This is a genomic window from Streptomyces sp. NPDC091649, assembly GCF_044756785.1.
Classification (GTDB): Bacteria; Actinomycetota; Actinomycetes; order Streptomycetales; family Streptomycetaceae; genus Streptomyces.
Genome location: NZ_JBIVTR010000001.1, coordinates 13,016 through 32,546 on the forward strand (window position 1 = coordinate 13,016; position 19,531 = coordinate 32,546).

The 19,531-nt window shown below is 70.5% G+C and carries 13 protein-coding genes; 6 read left to right on the plus strand and 7 right to left on the minus strand.

Annotated features, from left to right (window positions below; translation table 11 throughout):
- Nucleotides 1-215 precede the first annotated feature (215 nt).
- Complete coding sequence (gene eccCa / locus ACIQMU_RS00065) at nucleotides 216-4,184, plus strand: type VII secretion protein EccCa (RefSeq protein ID WP_402687951.1); 3,969 nt, start codon at nucleotides 216-218, stop codon at nucleotides 4,182-4,184.
- A 238-nt stretch (nucleotides 4,185-4,422) separates the two neighbouring features.
- Here the strand turns inward: eccCa and ACIQMU_RS00070 are convergent, their stop codons facing one another.
- The 7 genes from ACIQMU_RS00070 to eccB all read right to left on the minus strand — a co-directional run bounded on the left by ACIQMU_RS00070 (nucleotide 4,423) and on the right by eccB (nucleotide 11,523).
- Nucleotides 4,423-4,719, minus strand: a complete 297-nt coding sequence (locus tag ACIQMU_RS00070; RefSeq protein ID WP_352238532.1) for a WXG100 family type VII secretion target — start codon at nucleotides 4,717-4,719, stop codon at nucleotides 4,423-4,425.
- Between the two features lie 36 nt (nucleotides 4,720-4,755).
- Entirely contained in the window at nucleotides 4,756-5,115 is a 360-nt protein-coding gene (locus ACIQMU_RS00075) for a WXG100 family type VII secretion target (RefSeq protein ID WP_352238531.1), read from the minus strand.
- A 72-nt stretch (nucleotides 5,116-5,187) separates the two neighbouring features.
- The gene (locus ACIQMU_RS00080) at nucleotides 5,188-6,420 is read right to left on the minus strand and encodes a S8 family serine peptidase (protein WP_402687952.1); all 1,233 of its coding nucleotides are present in this window, start codon (nucleotides 6,418-6,420) and stop codon (nucleotides 5,188-5,190) included.
- 28 nt (nucleotides 6,421-6,448) lie between these two features.
- Nucleotides 6,449-8,110 (minus strand): WXG100 family type VII secretion target, encoded by a 1,662-nt coding sequence (locus ACIQMU_RS00085; protein WP_402687953.1) that lies wholly within the window; start codon nucleotides 8,108-8,110, stop codon nucleotides 6,449-6,451.
- Nucleotides 8,107-8,574 carry a hypothetical protein gene (locus tag ACIQMU_RS00090; protein WP_402687954.1) on the minus strand — a complete coding sequence of 156 codons (468 nt, stop codon included), beginning with the start codon at nucleotides 8,572-8,574 and terminating at the stop codon, nucleotides 8,107-8,109. Before ACIQMU_RS00090 ends, ACIQMU_RS00085 begins: the two co-directional genes overlap by 4 nt.
- Before the next feature lie 154 nt (nucleotides 8,575-8,728).
- Nucleotides 8,729-9,982 (minus strand): type VII secretion-associated serine protease mycosin, encoded by a 1,254-nt coding sequence (gene mycP / locus ACIQMU_RS00095; RefSeq protein ID WP_402688233.1) that lies wholly within the window; start codon nucleotides 9,980-9,982, stop codon nucleotides 8,729-8,731.
- A gap of 14 nt (nucleotides 9,983-9,996) precedes the next feature.
- The gene (eccB, locus tag ACIQMU_RS00100; protein WP_352238527.1) at nucleotides 9,997-11,523 is read right to left on the minus strand and encodes a type VII secretion protein EccB; all 1,527 of its coding nucleotides are present in this window, start codon (nucleotides 11,521-11,523) and stop codon (nucleotides 9,997-9,999) included.
- Nucleotides 11,524-11,706: 183 nt separating this feature from the next.
- Here eccB and eccE point away from each other — a divergent pair, with 183 nt between their 5' ends.
- The 5 genes from eccE to ACIQMU_RS00125 all read left to right on the plus strand — a co-directional run bounded on the left by eccE (nucleotide 11,707) and on the right by ACIQMU_RS00125 (nucleotide 19,529).
- Nucleotides 11,707-13,062: a type VII secretion protein EccE gene (gene eccE, locus ACIQMU_RS00105; protein WP_352238526.1), complete on the plus strand. Its 1,356-nt coding sequence runs from the start codon at nucleotides 11,707-11,709 to the stop codon at nucleotides 13,060-13,062.
- Entirely contained in the window at nucleotides 13,059-13,769 is a 711-nt protein-coding gene (locus ACIQMU_RS00110) for a hypothetical protein (protein ID WP_352238525.1), read from the plus strand. Before eccE ends, ACIQMU_RS00110 begins: the two co-directional genes overlap by 4 nt.
- Before the next feature lie 85 nt (nucleotides 13,770-13,854).
- Nucleotides 13,855-14,088: a DUF397 domain-containing protein gene (locus tag ACIQMU_RS00115; protein WP_352238524.1), complete on the plus strand. Its 234-nt coding sequence runs from the start codon at nucleotides 13,855-13,857 to the stop codon at nucleotides 14,086-14,088.
- A gap of 298 nt (nucleotides 14,089-14,386) precedes the next feature.
- Nucleotides 14,387-17,458, plus strand: coding sequence for an SCO5717 family growth-regulating ATPase (locus ACIQMU_RS00120; RefSeq protein WP_352238523.1), 3,072 nt, complete (start codon nucleotides 14,387-14,389; stop codon nucleotides 17,456-17,458).
- Between the two features lie 193 nt (nucleotides 17,459-17,651).
- The gene (locus ACIQMU_RS00125) at nucleotides 17,652-19,529 is read left to right on the plus strand and encodes an ABC transporter substrate-binding protein (protein WP_352238522.1); all 1,878 of its coding nucleotides are present in this window, start codon (nucleotides 17,652-17,654) and stop codon (nucleotides 19,527-19,529) included.
- Nucleotides 19,530-19,531: the final 2 nt, after the last annotated feature.

Consider the following 19,531-nt stretch of genomic DNA (forward strand, 5'->3'; position numbering starts at 1 on the left):
CGCTTCCGCCGGAAAATCACCACCGGGGCCACGGATCGCACCGCACGTCCCGAATGACCGTCTTCTCGCGACAGTTAGCGGATGCGTACACGCGTCGCGACACCCTACCGCCATGGGGTCACCGCCACGCCAGTAGGATCCTTCCCGCGGATGGAGCCCGTCGCCACGGGGGCGCCGATAGGAACACTTCCGTCCGGCAAGGGAATTGGTGAGCTGTGAGCCAGATCGTCGTCAAGCGCCCACCGCGGGCCCTGCCCACCGAAGTACCGGTCGAGCAGATGCAGTTGCAACCTCCGCCGGAACTCCCCCGAGGGCAGCAGGAGGGCGCGCTGATGCAGCTCCTGCCGATGCTGGGCATGGGCGGTTCCGTCGTCTTCTTCTTCATGACGCCGAACCCGATCATGCGCATCATGGGCATGATCATGATCGCCTCGACCCTGGCCATGGCCATCGCGATGCTCGTACGGTACCGACGGGGCACCCAGGGGGAGCTGGCGGATCTGCGCCGCGACTACCTGAAGTACCTGACACAGACCAGGCGCACGGTATTGAAGACGGCGCGCAAGCAGCGCGACGCGCAGTTCTACCTCCACCCCTCTCCCGAGCAGTTGTGGGCGCTGGTCGCCGAGGGCAGCCGGGTGTGGGAGCGGCGCGCCGGTGACGCGGACTTCGCGCAGGTCCGCATCGGGCTGGGCAGCCAGGAGCTGGCCACGCCGCTCATCGCCCCCGAGACGGCGCCCCTGGACGAGCTGGAACCCCTGGCGGCCGGGGCCATGCAGCAGTTCCTGGCGACGCACTCCACACTGGACGGTCTGCCCATGGCCGTCTCGTTGCGGGCGTTCTACCACCTGACGATCGGCGGCCACGCGGATTCCGCGCGATCCGCGGCGCGCGCCATGATCGGCGGGCTGGCCTCCCTGCACTCCCCCCAGGACCTGGTGATCGCGGTCGCGACCGGTGCGGAGGCGGCGCCGCAGTGGGAGTGGGCGAAGTGGCTTCCGCACGTCCAGGCCCCCGGGCCCGTGGACGGGGCGGGGAGCCCGCGCCTCATCACCACCAGTTCCCTGGCCCTGGAGGAGATGCTGGCGGGACGCCTGGAGGGCAGGCCCCGTTTCCAGCCCGGCGGGCAGCCGCTCATGGAGCAGCCCCATGTCGTCGTGGTCCTGGACGGTGAGTCGGTGCCCCCCATGTCGGTGCTGGCCTCGGCGGAGGGCCTGCAGGGCGTGACGGTCATCGAAGTGGTGCCGGGCGAGGCGACCGGGGCCCGCGGGGGCCTCTCCATCGTGGTGCAGCCGACGTCGTTGCAGCTGGAGTCGGGCCAGGGACTCGTCTACGACGGGGTTCCGGACCTGCTGAGCTACGAGGCCGCCGAGGCTCTCGCCCGCCAGCTCGCCCCGCTGCACATGGCCACGGGCGGGGACGACGACGAGCCCCTGCTGGCCAACCTGGAGTTCACCGACCTGCTGAACCTGGGGGACGCCGCCTCGATCGAGGTCAGCCGGACCTGGCGGCCGCGGTCGCAGGCGGAACGGCTGCGGGTGCCGATCGGCGTGGGTGAGGACGGCGCGCCCGTGATGCTGGACCTGAAGGAGGCGGCGCAGGAGGGCATGGGCCCCCACGGGCTGTGCGTGGGCGCCACCGGATCGGGCAAGTCCGAGCTGCTGCGCACGCTGGTGCTCGGTCTGGCCGTCACCCACACCTCGGAGACGCTCAACTTCGTCCTCGCCGACTTCAAGGGCGGCGCGACCTTCGCCGGTATGGCGCAGATGCCCCATGTCGCGGCCGTGATCACCAACCTCGCGGACGACCTGACGCTGGTCGACCGTATGGGTGACTCCATCAGCGGCGAACTGAACCGCCGGCAGGAGATGCTGCGCGACGCGGGCAACTACGCCAACATCCACGACTACGAGAAGGCGCGCGCGGCCGGTGCGCCGCTGCAGCCCATTCCCTCGCTCGTCCTGGTCATCGACGAGTTCAGCGAACTCCTCACCGCCAAGCCCGACTTCATCGACATGTTCGTCCAGATCGGCCGTATCGGCCGTTCGCTGGGCGTGCATCTGCTGCTGGCGTCGCAGCGGCTGGAGGAGGGGCGACTGCGCGGCCTGGAGACGTATCTGTCGTACCGGGTGGGTCTGCGGACGTTCTCGGCGGCCGAGTCACGGGCCGCGATCGGCGTGCCCGACGCGTACCACCTTCCCAATGTTCCCGGTTCCGGGCTGCTCAAGTTCGGTACGGAGGAGATGGTCCGGTTCAAGGCCGCGTACGTCTCGGGGGTGTACCGCTCGGGCGTGCACCGGGCCACCGCTCCGGGTGCTCCGCTCCCGGTAGACCGCAGGCCGGTTCCGTTCACCGCCGCCCCCGTTCCGGTGCGGTACGTGCAGCCCGACCCGCAGCCCGGCGGCGTACCGGATCAGCGGTCGACGGATGACGACGCGCTGGCGGACACGGTGCTCGATGTGATCGTGCGCCGACTGGAAGGCCGGGGCGCCTCCGCCCACCAGGTGTGGCTGCCGCCGCTGGACAACCCGCCTTCGCTGGACGAGCTGCTGCCGGGGCTCTCCCCGGTGCGGGGCCGGGGGCTGACGCAGCCCGGCTTCGAGGGCGCCGGCCGGCTGGTCGTACCCCTGGGCGTCATCGACAAGCCGTTCGAGCAGCGGCGCGACACCCTCTACCGGGACTTCTCCGGCGCCGCCGGGCACATGCAGATCACCGGAGGGCCGCAGTCGGGGAAGTCGACGCTGTTGCGGACGCTCATCGCCGGCTTCGCGCTCACCCACACCCCGGAGGAGGTCCAGTTCTACGGCCTCGACTTCGGTGGCGGCGGCATGTCCTCGATCGCGGGGCTGCCGCATGTGGGCGGCATCGCCTCCCGGCTCGACCCCGAGCGGGTACGGCGTACGGTCGCCGAGGTGTACGGCATCATGGCGCGCCGCGAGGAGTACTTCCGCAGCGCCGGGATCGACTCCATCGCCACGTTCCGCAGGCTGCGGGCGCGCGGTGACATCTCGGTGACGGACCAGCCGTGGGGCGATGTGTTCCTGATCGTCGACGGGTGGGGCAGCTTCCGGACGGATTACGAGGGCCTGGAGTCGGCGGCCACGGACATCGCGGCCCGGGGACTGGGTTACGGCATCCACCTGATCGTCACGGCGTCGCGTTCCATGGAGGTGCGGGCCAGCCTGAAGGACCACCTCATGAACCGGCTGGAACTGCGGCTCGGTGACGTGATGGATTCCGAGCTGGACCGCAAGGTGGCCGCCAACGTGCCCGCCGGGGTCCCGGGCCGCGGCCTGACCCCGGAGAAACTGCACTTCATGGCGGCGGTGCCGCGGATCGACGGCATCAACTCCGACAGCGACCTCTCCGAGGCCACCGCCGCGATGAACCAGGAAGTCGCCCGCCATTGGACGGCGGCGCCCGCACCGGCAGTGCGTCTGCTGCCGCGTGAGCTTCCGGCGAGGGAGCTCCCGCCCGGCTACGCGGTGCCGGAGCGCGGTGTCGCCTTCGGCATCGACGAGAACAACCTGGAGCCGGTGTTCCTGAACTTCGAGCAGGACCCGTTCTTCCTGGCGTTCGGTGAGAGCGAGTCCGGGAAGTCCAACCTGCTGCGCCTGCTCATCAAGCAGCTCACCGAGCGGTACGACGGTGATGCGTGCAAGCTCTTCGTCATCGACAACCGTCGTTCCCTGCTGGACGTGACTCCGCCCTCGCACCTGGCGGAGTACATCCCGATGTCCAACAACATGGACCATCACATGACGGCGCTGCACGACCTGATGCAGCGCCGCACACCGTCGGCCGACGTCACGGCGCAGGAACTGCGCGACCAGAGCTGGTGGCAGGGCCCGACGGTGTACGTCGTCATCGACGACTTCGACCTGGTCTCCACGTCGAGCGGCAACCCGCTGTCGACGATCACGGAGCTGCTGCCGTTCGCCCGCGACGTGGGCGTCCGCTTCATCATCGCCCGCAATACGGCGGGGGCCAGCCGTGCCCTGTACGAGCCCTTCCTCCAACGCATGATCGAGCTGGGCGCCCAGGGCGTGGTCCTGTCGGGCGACCCGAACGAGGGCGACGTCCTCGGCAACGTACGACCGCGCCCGATGCCCGCGGGCCGGGGCATCTTCGTCACCCGGCGCCGGGGGAACCCTCTGGTGCAGACGGGGCTGATGGAGGGGTAGCTCCGCGAAGCGGGGAGGGGCGGGACGCACGAGCATCCGTGTGTCCCGCCCCTGCGCTTTCGCCGTCGGCCGGGCGAACCGTCCGATGCGGTATCGGCCTCGGCCCGGCCTCGGGAGACAGTTCAGGGTGGACACCTCCCGCGCGTGTCCACCCTGGTGTGCTGTGTCGTGCTGTGTTTTGCTGTGGCGCTTTTGGTGCCTTTGGTGCTGTGGTGATCTGGTCCTGTGCCCGAACTCGTTAGAAGTTCGCTGCCGCTCGCTTGTCACCGCTGCGGTAGATGGGCGACGCCTCACTGACCTTCTGGGCGATCTCATCGAGGTTGGCGCGGATGGCGTCGGCGTCCGTCTTCCACCTCTTCTGGGCGGTGGTGTACGCCTGCTTCGCCTCGCCCTCCCAGACCTCCGACACCTTCGCGATCATGGTCTGGATCTCCTGGAGGTCCTGGGCAAGCGCCTTGGCCTGCTTCTTGATCTCGCCGGCTGCGAGATCCAGGCTCGCGTAAGTGACGACCGTCGTACCGTCGTTGTTCCCCATGTGGTCCTCCGCTGAATTCGAGTTACGAGATGAGGGTCAGAAGTTGTTCAGGTTCGACGTCTTGGCCGTCGCCGCTGCGTCACCTGAGTAGCCGTCGACGACGTCCACGCCGCTGAGGGCCGCGCGGATCTCGTCCTCGTTGTTGCCCGAGATGGTGCGGGCGGCCTTGATGGCCTCCTGGAACTGAAGCAGCTGCTTGGCCAGGCTGACCATGCGGTTGTTGATCTGGTCCTGCTTCACGTTGAAGTGGTTGGCGCCGATGCCCTGCCACTTGCCTTCGAGGCTGTCGATCGTCGCGTGGAGCTTCTGGAGCTGGCCCTTCACCGAGTTGAACTTGATGGTGAGGTCACCCTCCAGCTTCAGGAGTGCGGCATCTGAGACCTTCTGATCTGCCATGGTTCTCTTTCCCTTTCGGTTGGTTCTGCAAGGCCGGCATGGATCGCCGGCCGGTACACGCGGAACGTGCGGTCAAGCGGCCTTACGCCTGCGGACCACGGCGTAGGCCACTCCTCCCAGCACGACCACAACTGCGGCCGCTCCGAGGATCAGACCCAACTGGCTTTCGTCCCCCGAGGACTTCTCTTCTTCCGCCGCCACAGGCTTGTCGCCCTCCGCGCCGTTCTTGGCGGGCTGCGGCGAGGCCGAGTCCTCCGGCTTCTGGGACGAGTCGGCGGGGCCGGTCGTCCTCTCCTTGGTGAGCGGGCTGATGTCCGGGTCACCGGGGTCGCCCTTGCCCTTGAGGACATTCATCGAAGGGCGGATCAGGCCGTGACCGAGGTACTCGCTGCGCTCGCCGTCCTTCCAGTCGCGGCTGGCTGTGTCGAAGAGGACGTTGAGGACCTGGTTGGCGGTCCAGTCGGGGTGGAGCGACCAGATCAGGGCGGCGGAGGCGGAGGCGATGGCTGTGGCGGCGCTGGTGCCGCCGTCGCCGTCGCAGTAGCTCTGGAAGGTGCTGTCGCACCACTTGGGGATGTCGCTCCCGGGAGAAGCAACGTCTACCGAACCCGAGTGCTGGGAGTAGTACGAGACCTTTCCCTGGCGGTCTGCCGAGGCAACACCCACCACCTCGGGGTACGAGGCCGGATACTGCTTCCAGTTCTCCTTGTTCCCCTCATTGCCGACGCCGGCGATGACCAGCTTCCCCTTGCTTTCGGCATACTTGACGGCTTCATGCTCCTCGCGCTGGGAGAAATCATCAGCCATGGACACACTGATAATCTGTGCATCGCTGTCGGCTGCGGCTCGGATGGCCTTCTTTATGTCACCGATGACGGTGTTGCGCTTCGTCATGAATCCGACGTCACTCATACGCACAGGAATGATCTCGACCCCTGGGGCGAGTCCTTTCAGACCGCCCCCCTTGCCAGTCCCGGCGATCAACTCGGCCATCGTCGTACCGTGACCGCGGTAATCGTCGGTTTCGTCGCCAGGCGCCCCGGTGACGTCAACTCCCTTGACGACCTGCCCTCTCAGCGACGGCGTGGACGGGTTCACCCCCGTGTCGATGACAGCGACTTTGATGCCCTCGCCGGTCGTGACCTTCCACATGTCCTCAGCCTGCATCGCGCTGAGATACCACTGCTTCGACTGCGTGTCGGCTGCTGCGGGCTGCGCCCCACCGACAAACAACACACTCCACGAAGCGGCCACAGCCAGCCCGCCGAGCACACGCTTCTGGGCTCGGCCCATTCCTGCTGTCATCCCGGCTTCCGAACCTTCCCTGGGACTGCTACTCGACCACCGGCGGCACAGCTCCGCGCCGTCCGGCATTCCACGTCTCTTCGTCTTCCGTCAGGTAGTCGGGACGGGCCGACCCGCTGTCCTCGTCGTCCCGGCCGGCATTCCGTCGACCAGCAGGACCACGAACCAGCCCTGCACCACCGGCCGTGAAGCCCTTGGCGTTAGAGCCAGCTCCTCCAGCCTTACGGGGAGCACCCACGACTCCGTTGGCACCCGAAGCCTGCGCAGGCCGACCGCCAGGACGAGAGGCAGCCGCATCTGCTCCGCGCCCCCCGATCACTCCCCGCTGGCCCGAAGTCCCCGCCCTGCCCTGCGGCGCTTGCTGCGGGGTTCCGCCGACGATGCCGTTTCTGCCCCCCGCACCAGGTCCGCCGCCTATGGGCGTCCCGCCCTGGCCGGTGACCGGTCGTCCGCCCGTCGCAGTGGAACGGCCGGTAATCGGCGACTGCGAGCCGACCGGCGGACGCCCCGTGGAGGAACCTCCACCTCCCATGGGGTTGGGACGGCCGACTGGGGGCCCGCCCGGCCCCTTGGCTACGGGCCCTCCCCCTGTGGGCTGCGCCTTGCCCATGCCCAGGCCGGTCTGGTTCACCGTGCGTTGCACTGAAGGGCCAGTCGTGCGTGGCGGGTTCCCCTGCTTGGTGGGCATGAAGGGGGGCGGCACGGCAGCCGGCGGCATCCCGGGCGGGCCCGTGGTGGGCGTGGGAGAGGGTAGCGATGGCGCGCTGGGGATCGTCGTCGGAGCCTGGGGGGGCGCAACGCTGTTGATCTCCGTAGCAGTGCTCTTGCCCAGCGGGGGTGCATCACCGAGAACTTCAGCCTGTGGCCGGCTGACTGCGGCCCCTGTGGCGGCGCCGCCCGTGATCGGACGGTCCGAAGAGCTCGGTGCAGCAGCGTAACCGAGAGCCTCGGGGCTCGTGGTCGAGGCCGAGGAGGAGGGAGGAGTGGCCTGGCCGACATCAACCGGCTTCGGCATTTTGATACCGAGGCTCTTCTCGAACCGCGGCGGCTCCTGCGCCGCCAGCACTTCCTCGGAGACCGAGTAGTACGACGCCAACCGGTTGATCTGGTTGATGGCTTCCTGGCGGTTCTTCTCCACCTCCAAGGCAGCCGCGTACTGCGGGTTGGTCTCGGTCCGGGCCGGGAACAGAATGTCGTCCACGTCCGTCTGAATCATCCGGCGGTCGCGCGGCGGCATGGCGCTCTTCACCGATGCCAAACCGGTACCCGCGACCGTGATCTGAGTGCCGGCCGCGTCCGCGAAGTCGCCCAGCTTTTCGGCGTGGGCGGCCAGGCCCGTGCCGAAGGCACGGAAGGCCGTGCCGGACTCGCCCTCCCAGTCGACCCCTTTGAGGTGGTCCTTCAGCTCCTTCGCCGCGCGCCGGATGGCGTCCCGGGCCTTCCAGAGGGCCTCGCCGGCGCTCTCCAGGTGTTCCGGGTTGGCGTTCTCCACCATGTCGATGATGGCGTTGAGCTTGTGTCCCTCGAAGGAGGTACGCCCCCCGGTGCGGGGGTTGCCGAAGCCGAAGGATTCCAGGGCACGGCCGGCCATCTCGGACATGTCCGTGACGACGATCTGGGTCTGGACCCGCCCCTCGTCCTGCTTGTGCTGCTCGGCGGGCGTCAGGTTCTGCTGCTTCTCGTCGCTCATTCGGCTGCCCACCCGGAGTCCGACTGCTTGTCCTTGTTCGCCTGCTCGGACGCCGCGTGCCTCTCGCGTTCCTGGTCCATCCGCGCCTGGATCTCGTAGAACCGCCGCCTGATGTCGTCCTCGACGTTGTCGAAGCCGACCGCAGCCGCGTGCACGCCCAGGCTCAGGTACTCGATCTGGTCGCCGAGGGACCTGGAGAGCGAGACGAGGGAGGAGTGGACCCGGTTGTACTGGGTGTAGAGGCCGTCCGCCTCGGCGAAGCGGGCGTTCGGGCCGCTCAGCGAGGCCCGCGAGACCTTCTGGTCGGCGACCTTCGTCTTGCTGGCGGCCGAGCCCTCGAAGTCCGCCAGCAGGGCGTCCACCCGCTTCTTGAACTTCTCCAGCGCACCCACTCCGCGCCTGAGATCACCCGTACCGCCGCCACCACCTGGATCGGTCACAATGCCGTCCTCCCCGTTCTGCATCCCCGTTTGCTCGGACCGTCCCGCGTTGCTATCGCACTGACGCGATCCGATCCGATCTCAATCCCGACAACTCTAGTCACTGGCTACGACAGCGCCAATCGACTTGCCGCCCACGTGACTTGTCTCATGCAGGCACCCTCCCCGTCCCCGACCGCTACGCCCCGCCCGGCAGGCGCCCCGTGCGCCGCCGCGTGTCCCGTACCGCCACGGCCGTGCCCGCGATGGCCGCCACCAGGACGCCGCCGCCGACCATGACGTACGTCGCCAGGCGCGCGTTTCGCTCGTCGGCCGTTTCGCCCAGGTGGAGTTCGGCGGGGGTCGGGGCTTTGCCCTTGCTCATGCCCTCGCTCGCGACCGGACGGTCGATCGGCTTGTCGTCCTCGGTGAGGGCGCGCACCGGGTCGACCACGCCCCAGCCGACCAGGCGGTCGTGGCCCGCGACCGAGCGCTCCGCCGTCTGCTGCATCTGCGCGACGATCTGCTCCTGCGTCCAGTCGGGGTGCTTCGCCTTGATCAGGGCTGCCACTCCCGCGACGTACGGGGCGGAGAAGCTGGTTCCGTTGTCGGCGCAGTGTCCGCCGCCGGGGACCGTGGAGACCATGTCCACCCCGGGGGCGGCGATGCCGACGAACTCGCCGGACTGGGAGAAGGGCGCCCGTTCGTTGTTGCGGTCGGAGGAGGCGACGGCGAGGACACCGTCGAAGGACGCCGGGTAGGTCTCCTTGACGTTTCCGCCGAGCCCGTCGTTGCCGGCCGAGGCGACCACGACGATCTCCCGGGCGAGGGCGTTGTCCACGGCCTGCCTCAGGGCCGGGGACGGCTTCACGGCGTCGGCGGTGTCCTGGGAGATGTTGATGATGTCCGCGTCCGCCTTCTCCGTGGCGTAGCGGACCGCGTCGGCGAGGGTCTCGGTCGTGCCGTGGCCCTCGGCGTCGTTCTGCTGGAGCGGGATGATCGTCGCGTCGGGGGCGAGGCCGCTGAAGCCCGTGCCCTTCATCTCGCGGGCGGCGATGATGCCGGCGACCTTGGTGCCGTGGCCCACGGTGTCCGTGGTGCCGTTCTCCTTGCCGCGTTCGATCTTCGTGCCGTCGTCGGCCTTGAGGTTCTTCGGCAGGAAGTTGCGACCGGCCCCGGTGTCCACCGCGGGCTTGAGCTGTTTGTTCCTGACGTCGACGCCGGTGTCGATGACCGCTACGCGTACGCCCTTGCCGGTGGACTGCTTCCACACCTCGTCCAGCAGGACGCGTTGCAACGCCCAGGGGCGGCCCGGGTAGTTCTTCGACGGGAACGTGCACTGGGTCGAGTCGGCCGCGGCCGCCGGGAGCACCGGCAGGGTGACGAGGAGGACGGCCGCGGCCGCCCCGGCGGTCAGGAGGCGGCGGGTCAGGGGGCGGTCGGGGGCCGCCATGTCCATACCCACGCTCACGAACCCTGCGGCTGGCTGGCGGCGCCGGTCGAGAGCCGGGGCCCGGTCGGCAGGAGCGCGGACCAGACCGCCGGTACGGGGTTGGGGTCGACGTCCTTGTAGCCGAGCCGGTTCTGCGCCTGCTGCGCCTCCTGCTGCTGGGACTCCCGTTCCTCCTTCGAACCGGATTCCCCGATGCCGGAGTCGTCCTGGCCGCTGTCGCTGTTGGACTGCATCGCGTAGCGCAGGCCGGTGTCGGTGACCAGGAAGAGGAAGCCGGCGCTGGTTGTGGAGCCCTTGAACTGGCGGAAGAACTCGCCCGACCCCGGCGTGACGTAGGCGCTGCTGGAGCCGGTGGGGAGCGTCGCGGGGAAGCTCGTGCCCACCCACGTGCTCAGCGTGGTGTCACCGCTGTCCGCGTCGACGCCGCGCAGAACATTGCACACGGTGTTTCGGCTGCCCTTCGTGACGCTCGGGGAGTTGACGGGCTCGGGCTTGCTGACCGGCCAGTCCGCCTTCTGGTTGAAGGGGGCGCCCGGTTCGAGTTCGGCGGCGCTCACCGGCTTCGCGTTGCCCGCCTGCTTGAGGTCGACCAGCTGCCGGCTGCTGAGCAGGAGCTTGGCGGTGAAGTCGGAGACCGGGGCGACCCTGCCCGGCAGGACGACGTAACTCTGGGTCTTGGTTCCCGCCGTGGCGGCCAGGACCATGCCGACCCGGTTCGTCTGCGCGTCCAGGGTACCGGGGGCGCCCGCGGGGGCTCCGGGGACGCCGTCGAGGGTCGGGAAGGTGATCGGCGCCCCGGTGTGGAGGGTGGCCAGCCAGGCGGCGGAGACCCGCTGGGGCTTGGTCCCCTGGCCGACCAGGGTGCGGAGCAGCAGTTCGTCGTTCTTGACGGGGTATGCCTTGCCGGCGGCGTCCACGATGTAGCGGGTCCGGTCCGGGCCCTCGATGTACATCAGCTCGCCGCCCCGCAGGGCGTTCTTGCCCTCGGTCTTCTTCTCCTCGCGCTCGGCGAAGATGAAGGTCGCCTTCTGGATGGCCCTGCCGCCCTCGCCGGGGCGTTCGCAGACCGCCCAGCGCTTGGCTCCGCCCGCTTCCTTGGAGTCGGGCAGCCGGTCGGGGGCGTACGGAATGCCGAGGGTGGCGCCGTGCGGAATCTTGCCGCTGTCCAGGACCGACTCGCTGACGTTGACGACGGTGCCCTTGTCCGGGGCGAGCAGGAGCTTGGCGGAGGCCATGTTCAGGACGGGGTGCAGTTGCTTCTTGCCGTCGGTCTCCAGCACCACGTAGCGGGTGGTGGACTTGCTGGCGATGATGACGTGTTCCTTGGGAGCGTCCCACTTCTGGGGCGCCACCGGTTTGAACATGCCCCAGGCGCCGAAGACGGCGAGAACCACGACGGCGATGACGGCCCCGGGCAGTACCGCGCGCAGCGGCCGGGGGGCGCCTTCCTCGGAACCGGTGGGGTTGGGTTGCAGGAACTGTGCGATCAACCTCCGCTTCGCAAAGGTATAGGCGTTGAGCTCATCCCGCCGTGATGCCATGTGTCCGCTGCCCCTTCTCCCCAGTGATCGAACAGGGTCCCATACGCACCGTCGGCCCCCGCTGCCGTACCGCGTTCCTACTATGCCTGCTGGGGTTCCGCTCCCTGTGCTCAGGTAGGGTGACGACCCGATCAACACCCGTGTAAAAAGCGGTGAATACGGACACGAGGGGGCAACGCGTCGATGGGTGCAGCTACGCGCGAGCGTACCGGGCGGGCCGGCCGTCGAACCTCCAGGACTTCCCGGAGGCAACGCAGCAACGCGTCGCCCGCGACGCCCCCCGCCGGGCCCTCCGGCACGGCCGGGCAGAACGCGCCCGCCGCGACGACGCTGCGTTCGATCTCGCGTACCGACCGGGTGCGCCCCGTGCTGCGGCAGCTGGTGATCGTCGAGGTGGGCCTCGTGATCGCCGCGGTGGGCGCGGTTCTCGGCGGTGCGTGGCTGATCCCCTCGCTCGTGCTGCTCTGCCTGCTGGTCGCCCTCGCGGTGGTACGCCGACGGGGCCGCGCGCTCCAGGACTGGGTGTCGAGCGCCCTCGGGCTCCGGGCCCGGCGCCGGGCCGCGGGCACGCCGCCGGCGGACGCGGAGCCGATGCTGGCCGCGGTCGCCGAGAACGTGCCCGGCTTCGGCCCGCAGGTCTATGTGGACCGGGCCCACCGGACGGTGGGCATGCTCGGCGACGGCACGTTCCTGACCGCTGTGGTCCGGGTGGAGGCGAGCGGCGAGTCGTTGCGGCCCGCGTTCGGCGCCCGTTCGCTCCCGCTGTCCCTGCTGGGCGACGCCCTGCGGGTGGACGACATCGTGCTGGAGTCGGCGCAGTTGGTGCAGCAGGTGCGGTGCGCGCCGGCCCCGCATCTGCCGCAGCAGTCGGTGGCCCGGCTCTCGTACGCCCCGCTGCAGGACCAGACCGGTGCGCCCGCCCTGCGGATGACGTGGGTGGCGTTGAAGCTGGATCCGGAACTGTGCCGTGAGGCCATCGAGGCGCGCGGCGGCGGGATTCAGGGTGCTCAGCGTTGTCTGGTGCGGGTCGCCGACCATGTGGCGAGCCGGATCACGGGTGCGGGTTTCCAGGCCGCGGTGCTCGACCAGGACGAGGTGAACTCCGCCGTGGCCACGTCCGCGTGCGCCAGTCCCATCCTGTCGGGCCGGGCTGGGCGGCCGGAAGCCGCACAGCAGCGGCGCACGATGGAGACGTCGCGGGTCTGGCGGTGTGATGACCGCTGGCACACCACGTACGCGGTGGACCGCTGGCCCGAGCTGGGCCGGGGCGCGACGCCGCTGCCGCAGCTGGTCGCGCTGCTGACCTCGGTGCCCGCGTACGCGACGACGTTCAGCCTGACGGTGCGCCGCGGGGAGCGCCAGGGCTCGACGCGGGTGGCGGGCCATGTGCGGGTCACCGGCGGCTCGGACACCGAACTGATCGGCGTGAGAAGGACGTTGGAGCAGGCGGCCCGGCACGCGAAGGTGGGGCTGGCGCGGCTGGACCGCGAGCAGCTGCCGGGCGTTCTGGCCACGCTCCCCCTGGGAGGCGCACAGTGAGCAATCGGACCGAGCCGCGGCGCGGGCTGCGCGGCCCCCGTCATGCGGGCCACACCGTGGCGGCGGATCATCTCGGCGCGTTGTCCCTGCCCGTCGGCGACGACGGCGTGATCATCGGCAACGACGCGAACAACCGGCCGCAGCTCATCGGTTTCCATCGCCCCGTGCCCTACGACGTCACGCTGATCGGCGGGCTGTGGACGGCGCAGGTCCTGGCGCTGCGGGCGGCGGGCACGGGCGCCCGGGTGGCGGTCGAGACCGGCCGCGTCCAGGCGTGGACCACGCTCGCCCAGGCGGCGGGTGCCGGGCTGGAGTGTGTGTCCCTGTACGACGTGGGGCGCGTTCCGCCGACGGGGGCGACGGTGGGCAGTCCCGTGGTCGTCGTGCGGGACTGCGGCATGCGGCCGCCGCGCGGGCGCGTGGTGTCCTCGCCGTGGCAGTCCGTGCTGACGCTGCTTCCGTATCTGAGCCCGGTCGCACCGCGGTTGATGCGGTCGTCGGCGCTGGTGGGCGTCCAACGGGTCTCGCCCGGCGAGGCCGAGCAGATCGGCCGGATCCTGGGGCTGGCGCGCGCCGAGTACGAGGCGCTGCCCACGCTGGCGGACGGCGTCACGCTGTGGGTGGCCGGGCCGGAACACCATTGGGTGATGACCAACGCGACGGACGCCGAGACCGGTCTGCTGGGCACCGCTCGCCGGATGGACTGATTCCTGCGCCGTTCGGCCCACGAACACCCCGTACTCCGTGGAACATGGACCCGCACCGAATCCGCTCGATCGAAGGGACGCCGTCATGGGCACCCAGCAGGAAAAGGATGAGCTCTACGCTCTCGACATCTCGGATGTGACGTGGCTCAGTGCGCCCGGCACCGAGGACGCCGAGGAGCGGGTCGAGATCGCGCATCTGCCGGGCGGCGCCGTCGCCATGCGCTCCTCCCTGGACCCGGACACCGTCCTGCGGTACACCGAGGCGGAGTGGACGGCGTTCGTCCTGGGCGCTCGCGACGGCGAGTTCGACCTCACGTAGGTTCGGCCTCGCCCGTCCGGTTACCGGCGCGTATGGCCTGGATTGCCCCTCCCACCGCCCCCTTTCCGTCGCACGTCGTTCACCGGGGTGTGACAGGCGGCCGGGAGGGCGGGGTTTGCCGTGCCCCACGCCCTGCCTGAGTTCAGCGGATGGCGATTAGGGTGGGTGGGGCGCGGCGGAAGAACCTGCGAGCAGGGGATGCGCGTCGCAAGGGGGAGAGCCGGGCGGACCGGCACATCGGGAACGGTCGCCCCCACCCACCACGGCACAAGGGTGCTCGACCACACCAGGAGGCAAAGTGAACGGCGATCGGGACGAGATCCGCGGCGGATGGGACCTGCCCGTCGACGAGTCGTCCGACGCGGATCCCGCCGAGATGACGGGTGAGTTCACCATCGACTACACCCCTCCCGCCTGGTACACGCAGAACGCGTCGGGGGACTCGTCGGGGGGGTCGGGTTCGCACCTGGCGCCCCCTCCGCCGCCGGTCGGCGCCCCCCTGTCCACGCCCGGTCTGTCGGCGACGCCCGGCGGCTTCGACCCCGACTGGGCACCCGCGCCGCCGGCGCCCGCCGAGCCCGCGGTCCCAAAGACCCCGCACTCCCCCGCCGTACCGGAGCCGCCGCAGACGCGGGCCGCGGGCGCACAGAGTCCGGACGCGCGGACCCCGGGTGCACAGGCCCCGGGTGCACCGGCTGTTCCGGCCGCCCGGAGCGAGGACGCCGGTACGTTCGGTGGCGGCGATGTGGAAAGCGGCGCGACGATGCGGTTCTCGCCCGCCGCGCTCCAGCGGGAGATCGCCGAACGCGAGGCGGAAGCCGCAGCCCGGACCGCCGCCGGCCCGGCTTCGGTTCCGGATTCCGGGACCGTCGGGGAAGACGCGTCCGCTGCCGGGGCGAAGGGCCCCGAGCGGGCCGACGCCCCGGGCTCCGGTACGGAATCCGACGACGCCTCGTCGGCCGCCGCGTCCTCCGAGCCTCCCGCCCCGTCCCGCCCGGCGGCCGACGCCGACACGGACTCCGCAGCCGCCTCCCGTACGGACACAGGCCCCGCGGATTCCGAGGACGCGAGCGCGCCCGGGGCAAGCGCCGACGCGGCCCCGGGCCCCGAGGTGGCGCCCGCCCCCGACGCCGCCACGGACGCGGGCCCCCAGCACCCCGTACCGCAGGACGCGCGTCCCCAGGACGCGGCGCCCCGGCACGTGCCGCCGCCCGCCGCCGAGGCCCCGCAGGCCGCCGCCGCGTCCGCGCCGTGGTCGCCGCCCGCACAGGGCGGCGCGCTGCCGCCCCTGCCGCCCGCCTTCCAGCCGGCCGCTCCGGGGCCCTCCGCACCGCAGCCCGCGGCGCAGTGGCCCGGTTCGGTCCCTCCGAACGAGGCGCCCGGCGGCTACGGCTTCCCCCAGGCGGCACAGGCACACCAGGCGTCCCAGGCGCCTCACGCACCTCAGCCCCAGACACCGCAAGCGCCCCAGCCTCCGCACCAGCAGCCGTTCCCCGGCTCGCCCGGCCACCCCTCCCCCGGGCCCGGAGCACCGCTGCCGCCGCAGGCCCCTCCCCACGCGCCTCAGGGCGCGGGCGGTTATGGCTTCCCCCCTCAGGGCGGCTACGGTTTCCCGCCGGCCGGCCAGCAGGCGGCGCAAGGACAGCAGCAACACGGCGGGCAGGGTCCGCACGGGCAGGCCCCCCACCAGCCGGGACAGACGCCCCACGCACCGCAGCCGCCCTTCCCGGCCCAGGGCTCTTCGAACCTCCCCGCGCCCGTCGCCCCGCAGCAGCCGGACGCGTACGGGCAGCAGCCCCCGGCGCAGGCCCAGCCGCCGCACCAGCAGCAGCCACCCGTCGACCCGCGTGCCGGCGGGGCCTGGCCCAACCCGGTCGCTCACGACCAGCGGGAGCGGTCCGTGCCCGGCGCCCCGCTCGGGTACACGGCGGCCGTCGAGCTCTCCTCCGACCGGCTGGTACGGGGAAAGCAGAAGGCCAAGAGCAGCCGCAACCCCTCCGGCGCCTCCCGGTTCAAGCTGGGCGGCAAGAAGGAGGAGGCCGAGCGGCTGCGCAAGCTGGAGCTGATCCGCACCCCGGTGCTGTCCTGCTACCGGATCGCCGTCATCAGCCTCAAGGGCGGCGTCGGCAAGACCACCACCACGACCGCGCTGGGTTCGACCCTGGCCACCGAGCGGCAGGACAAGATCCTCGCCATCGACGCCAACCCGGACGCCGGCACGCTGGGGCGGCGGGTGCGCCGCGAGACCGGGGCGACCATCCGCGACCTGGTCCAGGCGATCCCGTATCTCAACTCCTACATGGACATCCGGCGGTTCACCTCGCAGGCGCCCTCCGGTCTGGAGATCATCGCCAACGACGTGGACCCGGCGGTCTCCACGACGTTCAACGACGAGGACTACCGGCGCGCGATCGAGGTGCTCGGCAAGCAGTACCCGATCATCCTCACCGACTCGGGCACCGGGCTGCTCTACAGCGCGATGCGCGGGGTGCTCGACCTCGCCGACCAGCTGATCATCATCTCGACGCCCTCGGTCGACGGCGCGTCCAGCGCCTCCACGACGCTGGACTGGCTCTCGGCGCACGGCTACGCCGATCTGGTGCAGCGTTCGCTCACCGTCATCTCGGGCGTCCGCGAGACCGGCAAGATGATCAAGGTGGACGACATCGTCCAGCACTTCGAGACACGCTGCCGCGGAGTCGTCGTCGTGCCGTTCGACGAGCACCTGGCGGCGGGCGCCGAGGTCGACCTCGACATGATGCGGCCCAAGACCCGGGAGGCGTACTTCCACCTCTCGGCGCTGGTGGCCGAGGACTTCTCGCGGGCCCAGCAGCAGCAGGGGCTGTGGACGGCGGACGGCCAGAACCCGCCGCCGCAGTACGCCCCGCCGATGCCGGGTCAGCAGGGCTACCCGGGACCGGGCCGGCCGATGCCCGGCCAGCAGGGCGGCGGCGGGCCCGCGGGTCAGCAGGTTCCCGGGGCACAGCCGTACGCACCGCAGCAGCCCGGCCCCGGACAGCCCTATCCGCAGCAGCCGCAGCACCCCGGACAGCCGCAGCCGGGACAGCAGCCGTACGCCCAGCAGCCCTACGGCGGACAGCCGCCGTACGGGGGATATCAGGCGGCCGGTCAGCCGAACGCCCCCTACCCTCCGCAGGCGGCGCCGGGCGGGCCGCAGCACGGGTGGGCCCCGTCCCCTCCCGCGCAGACCGGGCCGGGTGCGCCCGGGGCGGGGGCGCCGCAGCAGGGACAGCCGGAACAGCAGGGCGCGCAGGACAACCCGGCGGCTCGGCCCGATCCGCACGCCCCGGTGCCTCCCGCCGGCTGGCAGCAGACGCCTCCGCAGCCGCCGCCGGCGCCTCAGCAGTAGGCGCATCTGGTTGAGACCAATGAGGGCTCGCATCGCTCGCGCGGTGCGGGCCCTTCCGCTATTCCCGCAGCCCACACGCGGTTTGACACACCGTTGACGAGCCTCGACCACCGCTGATAAACCTTCGCTTCACCGACTGGCGAACCAGAGATCCGCCCGCCTTCTTCCAGCGAGATGACGCGAGGTCCCGTCCATGGTCACAAGAGTTCCGCCCCGCTCCTCCCGGCCACGCCGACGGCTGCGCCTCCTGCTGGCCTCCGGCGCAGCGGGCCTGGCGCTCGCCGCCGGCTCCGTCGTCCCGGGCAATCCACTCGCCCCCGCACCCTCCGAGGCCCGCGCCGACGACGGCAGGACGACGCTGACGGTCGCGGTCGCCCAGAGCGTCGACTCGCTCAGCCCGTTCCTCGCGCAGCGGCTGTTGAGCACCAGCGTCCACCGGCTGATGTACGACTACCTCACCAACTACGACCCCAAGGACAACAAGGCGATCCCGGGTCTCGCCACGGCGTGGGAGCCCTCCCCGGACAAGCTGACGTGGACGTACACGATCCGGTCGGACTCGAAGTGGTCCGACGGGCAGCAGGCCACCGCGGAGGACGCGGCCTGGACGTTCAACACGATGATGACCGACGAGGGGGCCGCGACGTCCAACGGCAGCTTCGTCGGCAACTTCGACGAGGTGACCGCGCCGAGCAAGGACAAGCTGGTCATCAAGCTGAAGGAGCCGCAGGCCACCATGGCCGCGCTCGACGTGCCGATCGTGCCCAAGCACGTCTGGGAGAAGGTCGAGGACTTCTCCACGTTCAACAACGACAAGAAGTTCCCCGTCGTGGGGAACGGTCCGTTCATCCTGACGGACTACAAGGTCGACAGCTACGTGAAGCTGAAGGCGAACAAGGACTTCTGGCGCGGGTCGCCCAAGTTCGACGAGCTGGTCTTCCGCTACTACAAGGACCAGGACGCGGCCGTGGCCGCCCTGCGCAAGGGTGAGGTCTCCTTCGTCGCGGGCAGCCCCAGTCTGACCCCGGCCCAGTCCGCCTCGCTGGAGAAGGCCCCGGACATCAAGGTCAACGACGCCCCGGGCCGGCGGTTCTTCGCGCTCGCCGTCAACCCCGGCGCCCGTACCAAGGACGGGCAGAAGTTCGGCGACGGCCACCCGGCGCTGCTGGACCAGAAGGTGCGGCACGCCCTGTTCATGGCGGTCGACCGCGAGACCATCATCGACAAGGTCTTCCAGGGCCACGCCGTCGAGGGCGAGGGCTACATCCCGCCGCGCTTCTCCGACTACTTCTGGAAGCCGTCGGCGGACCAGAAGCTCGCCTACGACCCGGCGAAGGCCGGAGCCCTGCTGGACGAGGCCGGATACAGGAAGAACGGCCAGGGAAAGCGCGTCGGCAAGGACGGCAGGCCGCTCGACTTCCGTATCCTCTGCCACGCCACCGACCCCAACGACAAGGCGATCGGCAAATACCTCCAGGAGTGGTGGGGCGAGCAGGGCATCGGGTTGAAGGTCGACTGCCTCGACAACGTCTCCGACCCCTGGTACGCCGGTGAGTACGACCTCGCCTTCGACGGCTGGTCCGTCAACCCGGACCCGGACTTCGTGCTGTCGATCCACACCTGCGCCGCCCTGCCGACCAAGGCGAAGGAGTCGGCCGCGACCGACAACTTCATCTGCGACAAGCAGTACGACGAGCTGTACAAGCGGCAACTGGCGGAGTACGACCCCGCCAAGCGGGCGGATCTGGTCAAGCAACTGGAGTCGCGGCTGTACGACACCGGGTACATGAACGTCATGGCGTACCCGAATGCCGTCGAGGCGTACCGCACCGACCACATCGAGTCCATCACCACCATGCCGTCGGCCGCGGGCAACATCTACGGCCAGGACGGCTACTGGAGCTGGTGGTCGGCGGTCCCGGCCGCCGGGGCCTCCTCCTCCGGTTCCTCCGACTCCGGTGGCGGCTCCACCGGGGTGCTCGTCGGGATCGGGATCGCCGTCGTCGTCCTCGCCGGTGGTGGACTCCTGTTCGCCATGCGTCGCCGCTCCACCGCGGAAGACCGTGAATAGTC

Bases quoted from the DNA above. Each gene is read 5' to 3' on its own strand.
- ACIQMU_RS00070 (WP_352238532.1), bottom strand. From the start codon at position 4,719: ATGGGGAACAACGACGGTACGACGGTCGTCACTTACGCGAGCCTGGAT.
- ACIQMU_RS00075 (WP_352238531.1), bottom strand. From the start codon at position 5,115: ATGGCAGATCAGAAGGTCTCAGATGCCGCACTCCTGAAGCTGGAGGGT.
- ACIQMU_RS00080 (WP_402687952.1), bottom strand. From the start codon at position 6,420: ATGACAGCAGGAATGGGCCGAGCCCAGAAGCGTGTGCTCGGCGGGCTG.
- ACIQMU_RS00085 (WP_402687953.1), bottom strand. From the start codon at position 8,110: ATGAGCGACGAGAAGCAGCAGAACCTGACGCCCGCCGAGCAGCACAAG.
- ACIQMU_RS00090 (WP_402687954.1), bottom strand. From the start codon at position 8,574: ATGCAGAACGGGGAGGACGGCATTGTGACCGATCCAGGTGGTGGCGGC.
- mycP (WP_402688233.1), bottom strand. From the start codon at position 9,982: ATGGCGGCCCCCGACCGCCCCCTGACCCGCCGCCTCCTGACCGCCGGG.
- eccB (WP_352238527.1), bottom strand. From the start codon at position 11,523: ATGGCATCACGGCGGGATGAGCTCAACGCCTATACCTTTGCGAAGCGG.
- eccE (WP_352238526.1), top strand. From the start codon at position 11,707: ATGGGTGCAGCTACGCGCGAGCGTACCGGGCGGGCCGGCCGTCGAACC.
- ACIQMU_RS00115 (WP_352238524.1), top strand. From the start codon at position 13,855: ATGGGCACCCAGCAGGAAAAGGATGAGCTCTACGCTCTCGACATCTCG.
- ACIQMU_RS00125 (WP_352238522.1), top strand. From the start codon at position 17,652: ATGGTCACAAGAGTTCCGCCCCGCTCCTCCCGGCCACGCCGACGGCTG.